This is a genomic window from Verrucomicrobiota bacterium (genome assembly GCA_016200005.1).
Classification (GTDB): domain Bacteria; phylum Verrucomicrobiota; class Verrucomicrobiia; order Limisphaerales; family PALSA-1396; genus PALSA-1396.
In genome coordinates, this window is the sequence record JACQFP010000026.1 from 1 (window position 1) to 16,819 (window position 16,819).

Below are 16,819 nucleotides of genomic sequence, written 5' to 3' on the forward strand. Positions count from 1 at the left end.
ACACGCCGCGCCGTGCGCACGACCTGGCAAGGGATCAACAGGATCGCCTGGAGAAAGCGCCGGAACTCCATCCGCACCAGTTCCAGTCCCCGTTGGCGGTTGGGCGTCAGCAGCCCATACCAACTCTTGAGATTCCAGGCCCGCGCCGCCATCACCATGGAAGCCCAGTTGCTCAACAGATCGTTGACGGGCATGCGCATCGCGTTGACGCCGTTCTTCAACTGCTCGATCACGTTCTCCTGATCACACCGGCCATTGGCCAGGCCCACGATCTTCTGGGCTTTGTCCTGCCGGCTGGTGAGGTAGAAAAAATACCGAATCTCATCCAGCAGCGCCTGCTCTCCTGTCTGCACGCTGAGGTTCTTGCGCACGATCACCAGCCGATACTGCTTCCCGCACTTGAGCGGCTGATAATCCATTTGGGCGATGTCCTCGCCCACCAGTTTCTGATTCCTGAACTCCTTCTCGATCACGATCTGTTCCCTGTAACGAAAGACTTTCTGCCGTGGCTCGGTCAGGATTTCATATTTGGGCAAGCGTTCCAACCGCTGCCAGGCGCTCTGGGGCAGTTGTTCGGCCAGTTGCACCACCTTGGGATGAGCGTCCATGCCCAGAATGAAATAGCAGCCCGCGGCATCCCACCGATCCAGATGGGCGGTGTGCGTAAAGTCCGTGTCGCCCCGGATCGTCACCGTACCGGCGACCTGCCCGACCAGCTTCACCGCCCGATCAATCCATTCCACGCTGCCGCTGTGACTGGCCCAATTGCCGGGCCGGTTTTGCAGGTAGAGCACTTCCTTGGTATTGGCCAGGCTCACGATCAGCGGCGCGTAACCCCAGATGCCTTTATACGACAGGCCGATGCCTTCCTTGCATTTACCCAGCGTTGCGGCAATCGTTCCGTCCACGTCGAGGAAGGCTTCCTCCAAAAATCCTTTGGGCTGGACTTTCCACACGGCCAGCCGCGCGCGATTGAAACATTCCCGCAGTGCCAGAATATCCGCTTCCTCAAAGCGCCGGGTGAAATCCCCGGCGGTGGTCGGATCGGGAATCCGTTGGGCGTCCAGGCCGTTGAGAAACTTTTCATCCTGCCGCCGCCGTTCAATGTCTTCCAGGCGCACGCCGCCGGCCAGGATGTTGTAGGCGATGTTCAACACGTGATCGCTCTCATGATAGGGCAGATGCACTTTGAGCAACTTCAGGTTTCGATTGATATCCTCGATCAAGCCCAGCCGCTGCACCAGCAGATGCATGGCCCCAATGCCACCGCAACTGACGGCGTTGACCCGGTCGGCCATCTCGTAGCGAAGGTTGCTGGCCGTGAGCATTGGCCGAGGTTGGTCCTTCCACTGCCTGGCCGCCAGTCAGCGGGCGATTCTATGCTTGCGATTGCCGAGAATCTTGCGGTAGCGTCTCTTCACTCGAAATGACCTTTCGTGGGTGGTTGGTGTTCTTGAACAAACGCATTCCACCCAATGTTCACGGCCATTTCGAGCTTTTTTTTGCAGACGGCGAAAAATCACACTTGTTGAGGGGCTAGCCGTCCGTCGGAGAATCGCGCGCGTGCATGTCCGCCGAGGTGAGGAAAACGCTTCCCTGCAGGCGGAGCATCGCATCCTTGACCCTGGTTGCGGTGGGGCGTGGAATGAACTCCGCTTCAGCTTGATCGGGCAAGACAGTCATCGAACACCAAACAGCGAACCCCCTGAAAGCGGACTAAAGTCGCGCTTCTTTGCGCCTGCCGCTTGCGCTTCCCGGAGCCACTGCATTGTGACAGTTAAATCAGGATTGTAACCGGCGCCGAACACGGTTAAACACTGTCGCCATGCAGGCCAAGCGTCACAGGTTTCTCTTTTCCTCCATCATCCTTCTGTCCGCCTTCCTTGTCGGTTGCGGCGAGAAAGAATCTTCGGGGAAGCAATCCTCCTCAAGCAATGCGCCGCAAAAGGCTCACGGCAAAGTCGTCATCGCCCTGTTGCCGAAGTTGATCAACATCGATTACTTCGACGCCTGCAAACGCGGCGCGACCAAGGTGGCGGACGAACTGGGGGTCACGCTGATCTACGATGGTCCGACCGAGCCGAGCGGTTCGGAGCAAAATAAATTCATCGACACCTGGATTCGCCAGGGCGTGAACGCCATCTGCATCGCGCCGAACCAGCCGAAGACCATCCGCCGCTTCGTCGAAAAGGCCCAGGCGCAAGGCATCAAGGTGTTGACGTGGGACAGCGACGCCCCGGAAAGCGGGCGCGACTTGTTCGTCAATCAGGTGGACGAGAAGGTACTGGGCGAAAGGCTTGTGGACGATCTGGCACAGCAGATGGGTGAGGAAGGCGAGTGGGCCATCGCGATTGCCAGCCTCGATGCCGCCAATCTGAACACGTGGCGTCGCTACGCCGAAGCGCGCGCGAAGGAAAAATATCCAAAGCTGAAGCTCGTTGCCACCGAAGTCACAAAAGAGGACGAGAATTTTGCCCGACAAAAGATCGAGACACTCCTGAACGCCTATCCGAATCTGAAAGGGATCATTGCGTTCGATTCCAATTCCGTCCCCGGCGCGTCCGAGGCTGTGAAGCGTGCGGGCAAGATCGGCAAGGTCGCCATCACCGGCAATTCCACCCCCGGCAAGATGCGCCCTTACATCAAAGATGGCGTATTGCAGTCGTTCTATTTGTGGGACCCGCGCGAGCTGGGCGCCCTGACCGTGCGACTGGCCAAGGCGCTCGTTGACGGGCAGAAGCTGACCGACGGCATGGACGTTCCCGGTCATGGCAAGATCAGCTTGAGCAAACAGGACGCAAAGACGGTGATCATGGCTGACCCAATCCGGTTCACGAAGGAGAACATCGACAAGTATGATTTCGGGATTTGAGCCGCGCGGATGCGCGTAATCGAAATCACGCAAAACCCACCCACGTCCTGTGCAACGAATTGACTCACAAACAGTCGCTCATTCCAACCGAGCGTTGGAAAAACATCATCGACAAGACTTCAATGCGCTTGGCGAAATGCTGGCCCGGCGCGGCATCGACATAAAAACAATCACTACCGAATCGGCTCGATTCAAAGTTGCCTTGCCTTCGTGGGGATTCTCTCAAGGTGGAACGCGATTCGGTCGCTTTCCGATCTCCGGCGAGCCACGCAACGTCGCCGAAAAAATGTTCGATGCCGCGGTCGTGAACGACCTCACCGGCGTCACACCGCGCATTTCAATTCACGTGCCGTGGGACAAACCGATTAATGCGACAAGCCTCAAAAGCCTGGCAAAACAACTTCGTCTCGGCTTCGACGCAATCAATTCCAACACCTTTCAAGATCAGCCCGACCAAAAATATTCGTACAAATTCGGTTCGCTGTCACACACCGAGCGTACCGTGCGCCGTCAAGCTATCGAGCATCATCTCGAATGCATCGAGATTGGCCGCGCGTTGGGATCGAAGGCATTGACCGTTTGGCTGGCTGATGGCGGCAGCTTTCCAGGACAACAACATCTCCGCCGCGCGCTAGATCGGGTCATCGATTCGCTCGGAGAGATTTACTCGGCGTTGCCGAGAGACTGGCGGCTGTTCACTGAACACAAGCCGTTTGAACCCGCCTTCTATTCAACGGTTGTTCAGGATTGGGGCACGTCGCTGATGATCGCGCAAGCGCTCGGCCCGCAGGCGGCGTGTCTCGTGGACCTCGGCCATCATCTGCCGAACTGCAATGTCGAACAGGTCGTGGCGCGGTTGATTGCGGCGAACCGTCTCGGAGGATTTCATTTCAACGATTCCAAGTTCGCCGATGATGACCTGTCCGCCGCATCGATCAAACCCTATCAACTCTTTCTGATCTTCAACGAACTGGTTGATGCCGCCCGTGATCCACAGGTGAAGAAACTGCGTCCGCGTTTTCAACCTGCCTACATGATCGACCAATCTCACAACCTCAAAGACCCGATCGAAGACCTCGTCCTTTCAGCGATCGAGATTCATCGCGCCTTTACCAAGGCGCTGCTGGTAGATCGCGTGGCGTTGGCAAGGTATCAAGAGGCGAATGATGTCGTGATGGCCGAGCGAACGCTCAAGGTCGCGTATGAGACGGATGTGTCACCGATTCTCGCCGAGGTTCGTCGCCGGTGCGGTGCGGCGATTGATCCGCTCAACGTTTATCGACGCTCCGGTTATCGCCGTCAGAAAGCGAGCGAACGCAGCTAAGAGCGAGTACGAAAAAGCTCAATGGCTGTAGCCGACGACGTGAGGAGGCGGAGTTCCTCGCGAGAAATTCAAAACGGTCCGCCTCCTCACGTCGGCGGCTACAATTCCCGTACATGTTCCAAGCATCAAATTCCCACTGGCCTGATTAGTGGTCGGCTGAGACCGTCATTCCCTCATCAACACCTTCGTCGCGGTCACGTGCTTCATCAGTTCCTTCTTGCGCAGGAAATAAGTCGGGTTCGCTTTGCTCTTGCTGTAGAGTTTTTCGGCCTGATCATCCCAATGCCCGCTCTCCTTGTGATCACTGGCACCCAGCGGCACAATGGTGTATGACTCCGGCGGATCGGTCATGATGACAATCTGCGTCGAGGTCTGACCGCCACGACCCACCATTTCCTTGCCGACCTTGACATATCCAGTCGCTTTGGTCGTGGACATGCCGGCTTCGGCGACCGATCCTCCGCTCGTCGGCCAGGCGCGATCTCCACCTTCGCGACCGACGCGGAAATATGTTCCATACGGAACGTGAAGTGAGTTGAAATTGCTCTTCAGCCATGCCGCCCCTTTGTTCAACCCCTCGATCAACTGTTCATCCGTCACGTCGGACGGCAGATTATACTTTACGGCCAATTCGCCGCCCAATCCCTTTTTGAACGCATAATACGCCAGCGCCCCTTCGGAATCCGCTTGGCTGCGGCGGTTCCACTTCTCGATCAACCCATACACTTCCGTCGCGTCGGGTTTCTTGTCGGTCGCCTTCGCCCACGCTTCCTTCAAGCGCGCCTGCCACTGCTCCGCGTGATACACTTGGGGATTGAAGGCGATGTCCAACGCCTTCTCCACCGTCACGTCGTGCGCCGCGTCGAGCAACTCGGTCATCATCTCGGCGCGTTGATGACGCGGCATGTCGCGCGTGGCGTTGTAAATGTACGGAAACTTGGAAAAACTTTCTGGCGTCAAAGGACTGTCCTTCATCATTCCGAATGGCGTCACGTTGTTGTTGTGCATGTAGCCTTGCGGTGGATTCTTGATTTGCACCAAGTCTGAGAACGGATGAATCCCGCGCCATTCGTTGGCCGACGTGTTGCCGGGAATCGGCTTGCGCGGATCGGTGCCGGGCGCGCGAATCGGCACGCGGCCATTACGCACGTAATAAATATCGCCCTGCACCGTGGCGACCATCAGGTTCTGCGCCATCAACTGCAAGTGGCCGAGCGCCCGTTTCATTTTCTCCAGGTTGCGCGCCATCATCGTCTCGTAAGTCTGATCCGTCAGACCAATCTGGTCCATGTACGGAATCGCCATCGCGTAAGCCTTGCCGTTCTTGTGCGCCACAATCGGCCCATGATGACTGTATTCAATTTCCACTTCCTTCCAATCCAACTTCTCCTTTGTCTTCACGCCGATTTTCTCCTTGCGCACCGTCATGTCGCGCCACTTGCCGTCGTAACGATACTGCCGCGGATTGTCCGGATTCAATTCCTCTTCAAAAATGTCCGATGTGTCGGGGCCACCCGTGGTCATCGCCAGCGAACAATAACGGCTATGGGCAATGCTCGGCAGCGGCGAACCGAGAACCGAAATGCCCGACGCGTTGTAATCGCCCGCGTAAATCCGCACCTGATAAAAACGAAATTCCCCATACCAGCTCAAATGGGGATCCAGCACGGCAATCGGTACCTTCATCGCGGTGCGACTCGGCGCGAGCAGAATTTCATTCGAGCCGCGATACCCCATGTCATCCGGTTGAATGCCCGCCCGCAACAGATCGCCACCCGCTTCGCCCAGCGGCCAGCCCCAGATGATGTGACGCCCCAGCGCCACCACGTCCGTCGGATGAATCTCCTGCGCCCACGCTGGCACCTGTTCCGGATGCTCCTTCATGAAGCGCTTCACACCGTCGATGTAAGCCTCGAGCACCGCTCGCATCTTCGGACTGATCTCGCTGTATTTCTCCCGGCTGATCGCATCGTGCCGCCACATCCGTTGAATCAAATCATCCCGGTAAAAACTCGGCCCGAAGACCTCCGACATAGTGCCGGTCGCGCGCCGATAATTCTTCAACAACTCCTCCAACCGGTCTTCCGCTTGAGCGTAACCGATGGCATACGCCGCCGTCGCCAGATCAGCGGCGAACACGTGCGGCACGCCGAATTCATCCCGGTAAATGGTGGCCTCATGCTTCGCTGTGGCCAGTGCTCGATCCGGAGAGGTTATCGGCAGGACGAACGATAACGCGAGTGCGATCAGCAAGGTTTTTTTCATTTGAGATATTCTATTACCCTGCAGCGATTCGTCATCCATCATGCATCATGCAATGATGTGGCGATACTGCGGTTCAAGCTTGTAACGTTTCAACGTGCCAACCAGTTACAGATTAGACGCTTCAACGAGCCGCCCGACGTTTTGCCAAAGCCATGGGCAAGCGCCCTCGCTGCGAACAGAAGCAAGCGACCAGTGTTGGTCAAAGAAGTCGGGTTCGGCCACAACCGGACATTGATCCGTTTTTGATCTGCCGTCTGGGAACCAATTGGCGGCCTGGACATCGTACGTCGGGTAGAGTCCACTCCGGCCTTCGACCGCTAACGGCATGAGGAAGGAGAGTTTTGCTCAGGAAACAGAATTGTGAAACGAAATCCGGAACCAAGCAACGATGGCCACCAACTTTGACACGTTCAACAAACACAAAAAGGAAAAGCGTATATGAAAGAGAAATTCAATTGCTCACGAAAGCTGATCTTCGCCGGGTTGTTGGCGCTCGCTGCCCTGCCAACAAAATCGCAGGCCGTCATCAGCACCAACCAGGGCTACGTCCAGGTGGACCTGGTTTCCGACTCCGATACCAATGCGGCTCAGCTCGACCCGCAATTGCTGAACCCGTGGGGGATTGTCGCGGGGCCGGGCGCGGTATGGATCAACGACAATCACTCCAGCCAAATCGCCACTTACGGCCCCTTGGGCAAGCCATTGAAATACAAGGTCCATGTTCCCGCGCCCGGCGGTGGAGATGGCGCGCCAACGGGACTGGTGTTTAATGACACCGCGCAGTTCGTGATCACGAATGGCATGCAGCAAAGTCCAGCCACCTTCCTCCTCGCCACGGAGGACGGCACCATTGCCGCCTGGAATAATTCCGTGACCGGCACCAACGCCATGATTGTCGTGGACAATTCTGGATCGGGGGCCGTTTACAAAGGCTTGGCCATCGTGCGGGATGCCGACGGCGCACCCCAAGTTTACGCTGCGGATTTCCACAATGGCAAGGTCGATGTCTATGACGGCCAGTTCCATTTCGTGAAGTCCTTTACGGATCCGGACGTGCCGCTGCTGTTCGCGCCGTTCAATGTGCGCAACATTCGCGGCCGGGTGTTTGTGACCTTCGCCAAGCAACTCCTGCCGGACAAGGAAGATGACCAGGCAGGGTTGGGAAATGGGTTTGTGGATATTTTCGACACCGACGGCACCTTGCTCCGTCGCTTTGCCTCCCAAGGCACGCTCAATTCGCCTTGGGGCATGGCCATCGCCCCACGGAATTTCGGTCACTTTAGCCACGCCCTTCTCGTCGGCAATTTTGGCGATGGCCGGATCAATGCCTACGATCTGCTCACCGGCAAATTCCTCGGCCAGCTCAAGGATGCCAACGGCGATGTCATCGAAATTGAAGGGCTATGGGGACTGACCTTCGACCGCGACGAACAATTCGAACGCGAGTCCAGTTACATCGCACAACGCCTCTACTTTACGGCCGGCACAAACGATGAAGCCGACGGACTCTTCGGATTCATCCGCCCGATCAGCCCATTCCTCCCAGCCGCACGCTGAGCAGTTGCCCCTGCTCAACCACGGTGGAGCCGGCCCGGTGGCCGGTTCCACCGCTTCGCATCAACGCCACACAAATTCGCTCTCCTCCACTGAGGAAAGCGTCAGGGTAAGAATTCCCACAAGAATTTCGCTCATTGAACCCGAACCCCGACTCCGAGTCGGAACTGGCCGTAGCAGCCGACGTGAGTCGGCTCTGACTTTCATCAAATTCAGATGGAGCGGACTCACGTCCGCTGCTACGAGGTTCACGGCGAGGAGTCGAATCTCGCTCAGTTATCCAGCGGACTGCGCACCCCAAGAACCGGCCTCTGCATCACATGGGTGTAAATCTGCGTCGTCGTCACATCCTTGTGTCCGAGTAACGCCTGGGCGGTCCGGATGTGTGAATGGTGGTTTTGTTGTTCAGGGGCTGGTTCCTTTGCCGATTGTTCCAGGTGGTTTGGCAAGCAGCAAGTGCAACCCGGCTTGCGCGGTCTCAATCAAACGCTCCAGCCCGCCGCTGGCGAAGGGCGTCTGCCACACGGTGTAGAGGTCATGACCGTAGCAATCGCCTGGCGGCAGATAACCGAGATGGCCGTTGCCGATGTTGAGCACGAGCAGCGGCGTCTCGGGAAAGGCCGCGCGCAGTTGGGTCTGTAAAACGGAGTAAGCCTCGAACGGCACCGCACAGAGCGCGGCATCGCCGAGCCGCCAGAGCCAGAACTGTTCCGTGGACACGTCGTTATCGCCGACGGAACTGCGCACCCGACGTTGTCGCAGCAGACGCTCGTATTGAAACCCCGTGGGCTGGCGGGCGAGCGCGGCATCAATCTCGGCCACCGACGGCAGGTCGCGCTTCAGAGCCAACGGCAGACGTGGCGCACTCGCGCGCAGCACCTCGCTGAGGTCGCCTTCAGCGGCACGCCACACCGCCAGCGGCGCGCCCGACTCCACTGTGGACTCGAAGTTCAGACGCGAACAGCCCGATTCCAACGGCGCAAGCGCGGAGAGCGCGGCGTGGCCAAGCTCCCGGCCATGACGGTCGGCCAGGTTCACATCGCCGCTGTATTGCTCTGCCGGCGCGAGTTCGCCGCTCGCGCCTTGCAGGAACAAACACGGCGCGCCACCCGACTGCGACTCCACCAACTCGCGCATCGCGCCGGGGTAATCCGGCGAGAGCAGCGGGTTATCCCACGCGAGCGTGGTGGGATGGCAGGCGTAGTTCACAAGCGTGCCGAGCGTGCGGCCATCCTCGCCGAACAACCGCGCGACGAGGAGCGTGTCATCGGCGGCGGACTCCGGATTGAACCCGGTGAGAAAGCGTTCCGGGTTCGCCGGGTCAATCAAGTCGCGTTGCGTGGCCAGGGCGCAATGACCGTGATTGAACAGCGCCGTGGCGGGCTGGAGTTTTGCCAGCGCGTCGCGTCCGCCTTGGACGCAAGCTTCGGCCAGCCAGGCCAGGTAGGCGCGCGCGGCCTCGGGATTCGCCTCCGGCGGCGCGTCTGAATCCAGCGCCGGCCCGGCGTGGGTGTGCGAGAGATGAATGATGAGATTCGCATCCGGCAACGCGAGTTCTGTCAGCACGCGCTGGCGAGCCGTGTCGGCATCCTTGCGGCTGCGCCACCATCCGAGTTCGAGGCTGATGAGCACCAGTGGACTTCCCCCTCTGCTCAACAGCGCGAGGGCCAGGGCCGTGCCGGTGAGCCGGCGATGCACGCCCGTGGTGAACCACTGTTTCGCCGCGCCCCAATTGCGCGCGTACGCTCCGGCGGGCGGCGTGATGTCCCAGCGGCTCAGGCCGACCCGGGCGCGGAAGCCGCGGAAGCGTTCGTGGTGGCGGGGGTTCATGGGTTCACGGTTTGTTTGCTGGTTCTCGCAGCGGCGTCTCGCCGCCATTGAGCGGAGTGGCGCAACGGCTCTCAGCTTGCGGGGAACTATCTTGATTTCCACGGGTTGACCGTGGCCACGCCGGAAAAATGTTTCTCATTCCGGGTAATCACCGTCAAGCCACTGCTCCGAGCGATGGCCGCGATCAAAGAATCATCGTAGGGCGGAAGTGCGTCACGGCATTCAGCCATGAGCCTGCCCCATTCCGCCGCTGCCGCCTCGTCAAAAACAAAAATCGCCTCCCGATAATCCTCCAGAATGAAATCGTAAGTCCGTTCCAACTTCGCCCGCGCCTTCGGGTTGGCTTTGAGTTCGATGCCCCGGCGCATTTCCGCCAGCGTGAGTGTGGAAATACCAACCTGCCCGCGATGTTTCGCGAACCAGTCCTTGACTGGGTTGCCCGGACGAAAATAGTCGCTGACGGTGTTCGTGTCCGTGAGGTATTTCAGAACCGGCATGGCGGCACTTTCTTCTGGGGTAGCGGTTCAAACGCAAACCCTTCCTCCGCCAACGCCGCCAGATGGTCGGCCAAATCGCGCGTGGCGGCTTTCACTTCCCGGACCCGGCGTCGCGGCTGCGGTGCGGGTTCAATCCACCAGCCGTTGCTCTTTTTCTTGACCAGGTAACGCGCGCCATTGCGGACGCCACGCACGGTCAATCGGTTCTTGTCTGCGGTACAAATAGTCGTCACTTGGGAAATTTCCCATGCCGCCAAGGCAATGCAAGGATGATTTTCCCGGTTGAAAAACGATGTGATTCCCCGCCACCAGCCGAGTTCGAACCTGATGACCAACAGCGGAATTCCCGCTCCGCTCAACGGCGCGAGGGCCAGGGCCGTGCCCGTAAGCCGGCGATGCACGCCCGTGGCGAACCAATGTTTCGCCGCGCCCCAATTGCGCGCGTATGCTCCGGCGGGCGGCGTGATGTCCCACCGGCTCAGGCCGACCCGGGCGCGGAAGCCGCGGAAACGTTCGTGCAGGCGGGGGCTCATGGTTCGCTCGAACAATCTTGGTTAGGCTTTGTAAACAACATTTTCAAGACTGTCATCTGCATAGGCATCCGAGTTAGTGAGGTGGCCATCATATGGCCCGACCTTAACCACTTTTAGACCGTTCTTAAAGACGATCTGCATTCCGTGCTCCTCCTCCCAGTCGCAACCGCACTCAAGGGAAATGTAAATCCCTTTGTCTCCATTCCTCCGACGAGAAACCGTCGGCTCACTTCCGAACTGCACATGCGTCCATATATCACTCGGTGACTTGATCGGCTTGAACTCATCATCATAAGTTTTCCAATCCTTTTCATAATCCTTGTAATATTGGAAAACATATCCTTCCGCCTCCTTCAGAGCAGTGGCATCGAGGGAAAGGAAGTTTGCAATGGCAGCTTCGAACTCAGCCTTCTTCTTGTCTGTGTTATATCCTGCTAAGCAAATCGCACACAACTTCCCACCAAGCACTGGTATCGGCACTGGCTTTCTGCGCCGGTGGGGAAAGAAATATACTTTGAGAATCAACGCCCACCAGACAACAAGCGGAACAAGCAATATGAGTGCAGCTATTTTCACAAAGCCTAACCCAAATTCGGCCAAACGCGGGTTTGGTCTAGCGCGGCGTAGTTTGGCCGAGTGCGTTTCATAGCCGCGAAACTTGAACTGGTTCCGCCGCAGCGGTCAAGGAGAGGTTTGGTCCATTCATAAGTGTACGAATTTCATTTCGCGAAAGCGTTCGTGGTAGCGGTGATTCATGGGTTCATGATTTGACTACCGGACTGCGCAAGAGCGACAGGCCGCCATCGAGCAGCAGCGTGGACCCGGTGAGATTCCGATGCGAGGGCGAACACAAATAGGCGATGGCAGCGGCGACTTCGTCCGCCTCGATCAACTCGCCGACCGGCACGACGGCGGTCGAACGGGCCGCGAGCGCCGGATCCTTCTTGAAAAACTGTCCGCTCAAGCCGGCGTTCACATAGCCGGGTGCGACTTCGTTCACAAGGATGCCTTGGGCGGCGAGTTCCAGCGCGAGGCACTGGGTCAACATCCGCAAGCCGGCCTTCGCCGCGCAGTAAGCGGCCAGTTCCATGTGCGGTGCATGGCCCGCCCAACTGCCGACGAAGACGATGCGTCCCGGCATTTTCTTTTCGATCAAGCGTCGCGCGCCGGTGCGAGCAGTGAGCCACGCGCCGGTGAGGTTTACGGCCATCGTGCGATTCCAGTCGTCCACCGTGGCCGCCAGCGCGCTGCCCAGGCAAACGATCCCTGCGTTCACCACGATGAGGGAGGCCGGCTCGCCAAAGGCCGCCTCCACCGCGCCAAACCAGGCTTGGACGGAAGCCTCGCTCGCCACGTCCACGTGATGAACATGAAAGCCGTCGGTATTGCGACCGGCGTCGCGTAGATCACCGAGTGCCACCCGACAGCCGGTCAGCTTCAGCGCGCGAGCCGTGGCGAGGCCGATGTCGCCCAGGCCGCCGCTGATGACGGCCACAGGTTGAGTTGGAAATGTCGTAGTCATGAGAGGTTCGTTTCAGAATCTGTAGCTGGTTATTTGAAAAGCGGCCGACCTGAAATGCTTATAGCATCGGGTTGTCGAGTGCGGGTCGTGCGCCCGGCGCACGCCGTATAAACTCACAACCTCAAGCGCCCGCTTATGAAAACAAACCACCTCGAAAGTGTAGTCTGCCTGCGCCTGGATGCCCATGCCAAATTCTCGCTGCTCGCCTGGCTGGATGACCAAAAGTCATCGGCGCGCTCACTGGCGCTTCCCGAGCCAGAGACGCAACTGATCAAAGACCTCCGGTTGATTCCCGCCACGACCAAGCTTATGGACCTCGAAGAATGTGGTCCGGGCGCTGGTTGGCACACGTGGTCCGGCCGCGCGTCACACGCGCGGTGGTGTGCGACCCGTGCGCAATCTATGGCGAAGGCCCAGTGGGGCTAACGCGGTTCGGTGCGCCGCTGGGTCAACAAGGCCCGTAACGGCAGCGTATCCAGGAGGCCGGGAGAGACCCAAACCTTCGGCGTGGAGGCACAGCAGTGACCTTCCCCGTAGCTGGCTGGTTCCTCTGGCCCGACAACTCCCCGATGACCTTGGGCCAGGTCAGTAGGACTGTGTGGGTGAGGAACCCGAGTCCCCCAAGTGTGCCTGGGCGCGCATCGTAGCGCATGGTCGCGTGGATCCGCCGAGAGTGCTGCCGGCAACTTGAAACCCAAAGACCGCGGTGTGGACACACGCCCCACGAAGCTTCTGACGAGCGTCTGGCGAAGCCAGGAGCGAAAGTTTCTGGTCTTCGCTACTTGGAAAACTTTGTCTTGACCTCGCTTTTCATGTGCGCCGACGTAACGGGGCGGACCGTTGTGGGTGGAAGCGAAGGAGAATTCGCACCCACATGAACCACAAGATCGCTGGGTGGGTTTCCAACGAATTTCGAACACGAGGTTCATGGTGTCGAAACTCCAACTTTCTGGTGGGTGGAGTTCTCCTCATGTCTGCGACTGCGTTTTGAACGATTTGCCCGTGGGTATTTGTCCGCAGTCGAGATCGCACGTTGACGGTCGGCCTTAAAAACCACAGACTGTCGGCAACATTTGAGTGAATTGAAACAGCATGACGGCATCTCCCACCACACAGAATGCCCCTCATCCCGTCCCTCTCTCCATCCAATTGGGAGAGGTTGGCCGACAGGCCGGAGCAGAGGTGGGTTTGCAACATCCATCTTGAGAACTGTTCCATGGTAATCCAACAATCAAAACAGGAGTTTACGTAAATTGGGCGCACAATGGAAACAAGCCGGACGCGAAGCCAGCGCACAGAAAAAAGGACAGATGGTCGCCAAGCTGGTCCGCGAGATCATGGTCGCCGCCAAGCTCGGTGGGCCTGACCCCGCCCTCAACGCGCGCCTTGCAGCAGCCGTCGAAAAATCGAAGAAGGCTTCCGTTTACAAAGACACCATCGAACGCGCCATCAAGAAAGGCGCGGGGCTGACGGAAGACAAGATCGTTTTTGAGCTGGTCACGTACGAAGGCTTCGCTCCGCACAAAGTGCCGGTCGTGGTCGAGTGCCTCACCGACAATCGCAACCGCACCGCGCCGGAGATTCGCAACATCTTCAAAGCTGGTTCGCTTGGCCAGCCCGGCAGTGTTGCTTTTTTCTTCAACCACGTCGGCGTAGTCGAAGCCACCCACACTGATCCCAATCGCGATGCCGAAGGCGATGCCATTGAAGCCGGCGCGCAGGAACTTGAGCCGCTCGAAGCCGACGAAGTCCCCACCGGGCAGAAGGGCGCGCGGTTTTTGACGGAGATGAAAGACCTCGACACCGTTTCCAAGGCACTGAGAGTGGCAGGCTGGAATATCATCGCCGCTGAAATCCGTTACCTCGCCAAGAGCTTTCCTGAACTCGATGCCGCCGCGCGCAAAGATGTCGTCGATTTTCTCAACGCCCTCGACGACCACGACGACGTGCATCGCGTATATGCGGCAATGCGGTGAAGGTTTGACAAACGCGGACATCCGCCGGCACGCGGGTTTTCAAATTTCCGGACTGCCCCTCAACCCTGTCATTCTGCATCTGCCGAGGCAAAATGTCTGTTTGCAGGCGACCCGAAAATCATCATATTATCTGGCAAAAGTATGCGAGTAACCATTGAAGTTGATGCGACGGAACTGAAGCAAATTCAACAAATCACCGGGCAAAAAAAGAAGTCGCCGGCCATCACTCAGGCGTTGTCGGCGTTTATTCGTCAGCAACAAAAACGGCAGTTCATCGAGCGGGCGTTATCCGGCCAAACCGACTACCGGCTGACCAACGAGGAATTGGAAGCCCGCGACCTCTATGAAACTCACTGATACGTCCGGCTGGGTGGATTTTCTGCGCAAGAAGGGTGACCCGGCCGTGAAGCAGGCCGTTGCCCGGCTCATTTATGCCGACCTGGCAGCCTACACTTGCCCGATCCGGTTTGAGTTGTTAAGCGGCGTGAAACCAGATGAGGAAGCTGATTTGGAGCAGGCATTCGCCTTTAGCCACCATGTTCCATTTGAGCGCGACGATTGGCGGGCGGCGGCGCGGTTGGAGCGTCAACTCCGGGCCAAAGGATTGACCATTCCGCGCAACGACCTCTTCGTTGCCACCGTGGCAATCCGTGCCGGGTTGGCGATAACTTGTCGGGACACCCACTTCGATTCGATGCGGAAAGTTGTGGGCGAGAAACTGAAGGCGGAGCAGTTGTGATGCTCGCTGCGCTGTAACCAACCCAAGTTAGCAAGAGTTCTCACATTTATGAAATCAAAATTCCTGTTTGTCAGCATAGTCCTTTTGTTCATTGTTCAAGTTGTCCTCGCGGCTAACAAAGCAGCGGACGGCAAAGCGTTCTGGCCGCAGTGGCGCGGGCCGCTGGCAACCGGCGTCGCGCCGCTCGCAGACCCGCCGTTGGAATGGAGCGAAAGCAAGAATGTGAAGTGGAAGGTCAAGATTCCTGGTTTTGGCGACTCCACCCCCATCGTTTGGGGCGAGCGCGTGTTCATACTTTCTGCTGTTCCAACGGGGAAAAAGGCTGAGGCCAAGAACGCCGAGGTCGCAACTCCATCGAGTGCGAATTCAGTTCCACGTGAAGGCGGCCAGGGACGCGGAGGAGGGCGGGGCGGATTCGGTTCGCAAACTCCAACCGAAGCGTATCAATTTGCCGTGCTCTGCCTCGACCGCAATACCGGCAAAACGCTTTGGCAAAAAGTCGCACGCGAAGAAGTTCCGCATGAAGGGCATCAGCAGAATAACACCTTTGCTTCCGCTTCACCCATCACGGATGGTCAGTTCGTCTTCGCATTCTTCGGTTCGCGTGGACTTTACTGCTACGACATGGACGGCAATCTGAAATGGCAAAAGGACTTCGGCCACATGCGCACGAAGATGACTTTCGGCGAAGGCGCTTCTCCCGCGCTTTACGGCGACATGGTCATCGTCAACTGGGACCACGAAGGAGATGATTTCATCACCGCGCTCGACAAACGCACCGGCAAGGAACTCTGGCGCACTCCGCGCGACGAAGGAACTGGTTGGTCAACACCGTTGGTGGTCGAGCAGGGTGGCAAGCGGCAGGTCGTCGTCAATGCCACCGGAAAAGTGCGCAGTTACGACATGGCCACTGGCAAACTCCTTTGGGAATGCTCGGGCCAGACCGTCAACGCGATTCCGAGTCCTGTCGCCGATGCCGACACCGTTTATGTGACCAGCGGTTTTCGCGGCAGCGCGCTATTCGCCTTCCGGCTCGACCGCACCGGCGATCTCGCCGGCACCGACGCCATTCGCTGGAGTCACAAAGGGAACACTCCCTACGTTCCGTCGCCGTTGCTGGTGGACGACTTGCTTTACTTCGTGGCGAACAACGACGGCAAACTCTCCTGCTTCGATGCAAAGACCGGCAAGGCTAATTTCGAAGGTGAACGATTGGAAGGCGCGTTTGGAATTTACGCCTCACCGGTGGCAGCGAAAGACCGCGTGTATGTGCTCGGCCGTGAAGGCACCTGCCTGGTGCTCAAGAAAGGTCCAAAACTGGAAGTCCTCGCCACGAACAAACTCGACGACAAGACCGATGCGTCACTGGCGCTCGTCGGAAAAGAACTCTTCGTCCGTGGCCAGCAGAATCTCTATTGTATCGCAGCGCAATGAAGTGGTTCATGATTCACTGCAGCCTAATGTTATGAAACCAAACCAGTTTTCAGCAACGTATGCAGCCACCGATCTTATGCCCGGGAAGCGAGAGGTGAACTTTTGCGACAATCCATTGTGCGAAAGTCCGGCCGTCAGAACGGTCAACGTTTCTGTTGAACGGGCGGAAGATTCGACGCGGAATTATTGTGCTGCTTGCATCGAGGCTTATTTTGTTGGCGTCCAACATGGGCGAATCAAAACTATTGCGGAGTCGCGGGCAAAACAAAAAAG

General features: G+C 58.0%; 15 protein-coding genes. 8 read left to right on the top strand and 7 right to left on the bottom strand.

The genetic code is table 11. From position 1 onward, the window contains the following. On the bottom strand, positions 1-1,328 hold a 1,328-nt coding region (locus HY298_09385; protein MBI3850463.1), incomplete at its 3' end, for an IS1380 family transposase. Between the two features lie 497 nt (positions 1,329-1,825). Between HY298_09385 and HY298_09390 the strand changes: the two genes are divergently transcribed. After that, positions 1,826-2,872: a substrate-binding domain-containing protein gene (locus HY298_09390; GenBank protein ID MBI3850464.1), complete on the top strand. Its 1,047-nt coding sequence runs from the start codon at positions 1,826-1,828 to the stop codon at positions 2,870-2,872. Positions 2,873-2,930: 58 nt separating this feature from the next. Beyond that, positions 2,931-4,196, top strand: a complete 1,266-nt coding sequence (locus HY298_09395; GenBank protein ID MBI3850465.1) for a sugar isomerase — start codon at positions 2,931-2,933, stop codon at positions 4,194-4,196. A 165-nt stretch (positions 4,197-4,361) separates the two neighbouring features. Here HY298_09395 and HY298_09400 read toward each other — a convergent pair whose 3' ends face one another. Continuing rightward, positions 4,362-6,461 (bottom strand): penicillin acylase family protein, encoded by a 2,100-nt coding sequence (locus HY298_09400; GenBank protein ID MBI3850466.1) that lies wholly within the window; start codon positions 6,459-6,461, stop codon positions 4,362-4,364. A 438-nt stretch (positions 6,462-6,899) separates the two neighbouring features. On the opposite strand from HY298_09400, the gene HY298_09405 reads away from it, so the two are divergent. Continuing rightward, positions 6,900-8,018 carry a TIGR03118 family protein gene (locus HY298_09405; GenBank protein MBI3850467.1) on the top strand — a complete coding sequence of 373 codons (1,119 nt, stop codon included), beginning with the start codon at positions 6,900-6,902 and terminating at the stop codon, positions 8,016-8,018. Positions 8,019-8,420: 402 nt separating this feature from the next. Here HY298_09405 and HY298_09410 read toward each other — a convergent pair whose 3' ends face one another. From HY298_09410 to HY298_09430, 5 genes are all read right to left on the bottom strand, one after another. Further along, positions 8,421-9,845, bottom strand: a complete 1,425-nt coding sequence (locus HY298_09410) for a hypothetical protein (GenBank protein MBI3850468.1) — start codon at positions 9,843-9,845, stop codon at positions 8,421-8,423. Between the two features lie 86 nt (positions 9,846-9,931). After that, a complete protein-coding gene (locus HY298_09415) occupies positions 9,932-10,342 on the bottom strand; it encodes a PIN domain-containing protein (protein ID MBI3850469.1) in 411 nt (136 codons plus the stop codon). Further along, the gene (locus HY298_09420) at positions 10,330-10,875 is read right to left on the bottom strand and encodes a hypothetical protein (protein ID MBI3850470.1); all 546 of its coding nucleotides are present in this window, start codon (positions 10,873-10,875) and stop codon (positions 10,330-10,332) included. The genes HY298_09415 and HY298_09420 overlap by 13 nt, the downstream gene beginning before the upstream one ends. 21 nt (positions 10,876-10,896) lie before the next feature. Then, a complete protein-coding gene (locus HY298_09425; protein MBI3850471.1) occupies positions 10,897-11,451 on the bottom strand; it encodes a hypothetical protein in 555 nt (184 codons plus the stop codon). A 184-nt stretch (positions 11,452-11,635) separates the two neighbouring features. Next, positions 11,636-12,397, bottom strand: a complete 762-nt coding sequence (locus HY298_09430) for an SDR family oxidoreductase (protein ID MBI3850472.1) — start codon at positions 12,395-12,397, stop codon at positions 11,636-11,638. A gap of 135 nt (positions 12,398-12,532) precedes the next feature. On the opposite strand from HY298_09430, the gene HY298_09435 reads away from it, so the two are divergent. The 5 genes from HY298_09435 (at position 12,533) to HY298_09455 (ending at position 16,546) form a co-directional block, all read left to right on the top strand. After that, on the top strand, positions 12,533-12,823 hold the full coding sequence (locus tag HY298_09435; protein ID MBI3850473.1) for a hypothetical protein: 291 nt from the start codon (positions 12,533-12,535) through the stop codon (positions 12,821-12,823). An 827-nt stretch (positions 12,824-13,650) separates the two neighbouring features. Continuing rightward, positions 13,651-14,373 carry a YebC/PmpR family DNA-binding transcriptional regulator gene (locus tag HY298_09440; protein ID MBI3850474.1) on the top strand — a complete coding sequence of 241 codons (723 nt, stop codon included), beginning with the start codon at positions 13,651-13,653 and terminating at the stop codon, positions 14,371-14,373. Between the two features lie 141 nt (positions 14,374-14,514). Next, entirely contained in the window at positions 14,515-14,730 is a 216-nt protein-coding gene (locus HY298_09445) for a type II toxin-antitoxin system VapB family antitoxin (GenBank protein MBI3850475.1), read from the top strand. Continuing rightward, positions 14,717-15,112, top strand: coding sequence for a hypothetical protein (locus HY298_09450; GenBank protein ID MBI3850476.1), 396 nt, complete (start codon positions 14,717-14,719; stop codon positions 15,110-15,112). The genes HY298_09445 and HY298_09450 overlap by 14 nt, the downstream gene beginning before the upstream one ends. A gap of 48 nt (positions 15,113-15,160) precedes the next feature. After that, on the top strand, positions 15,161-16,546 hold the full coding sequence (locus tag HY298_09455; GenBank protein MBI3850477.1) for a PQQ-like beta-propeller repeat protein: 1,386 nt from the start codon (positions 15,161-15,163) through the stop codon (positions 16,544-16,546). The last annotated feature ends 273 nt before the right edge of the window (positions 16,547-16,819 follow it).

Coding starts and splice junctions, on each gene's coding strand:
- HY298_09420 (MBI3850470.1), bottom strand. CDS start 10,875: ATGAGCCCCCGCCTGCACGAACGTTTCCGCGGCTTCCGCGCCCGGGTC.
- HY298_09390 (MBI3850464.1), top strand. CDS start 1,826: ATGCAGGCCAAGCGTCACAGGTTTCTCTTTTCCTCCATCATCCTTCTG.
- HY298_09400 (MBI3850466.1), bottom strand. CDS start 6,461: ATGAAAAAAACCTTGCTGATCGCACTCGCGTTATCGTTCGTCCTGCCG.
- HY298_09430 (MBI3850472.1), bottom strand. CDS start 12,397: ATGACTACGACATTTCCAACTCAACCTGTGGCCGTCATCAGCGGCGGC.
- HY298_09415 (MBI3850469.1), bottom strand. CDS start 10,342: ATGCCGGTTCTGAAATACCTCACGGACACGAACACCGTCAGCGACTAT.
- HY298_09405 (MBI3850467.1), top strand. CDS start 6,900: ATGAAAGAGAAATTCAATTGCTCACGAAAGCTGATCTTCGCCGGGTTG.
- HY298_09455 (MBI3850477.1), top strand. CDS start 15,161: ATGAAATCAAAATTCCTGTTTGTCAGCATAGTCCTTTTGTTCATTGTT.
- HY298_09445 (MBI3850475.1), top strand. CDS start 14,515: ATGCGAGTAACCATTGAAGTTGATGCGACGGAACTGAAGCAAATTCAA.
- HY298_09435 (MBI3850473.1), top strand. CDS start 12,533: ATGAAAACAAACCACCTCGAAAGTGTAGTCTGCCTGCGCCTGGATGCC.
- HY298_09410 (MBI3850468.1), bottom strand. CDS start 9,845: ATGAACCCCCGCCACCACGAACGCTTCCGCGGCTTCCGCGCCCGGGTC.
- HY298_09450 (MBI3850476.1), top strand. CDS start 14,717: ATGAAACTCACTGATACGTCCGGCTGGGTGGATTTTCTGCGCAAGAAG.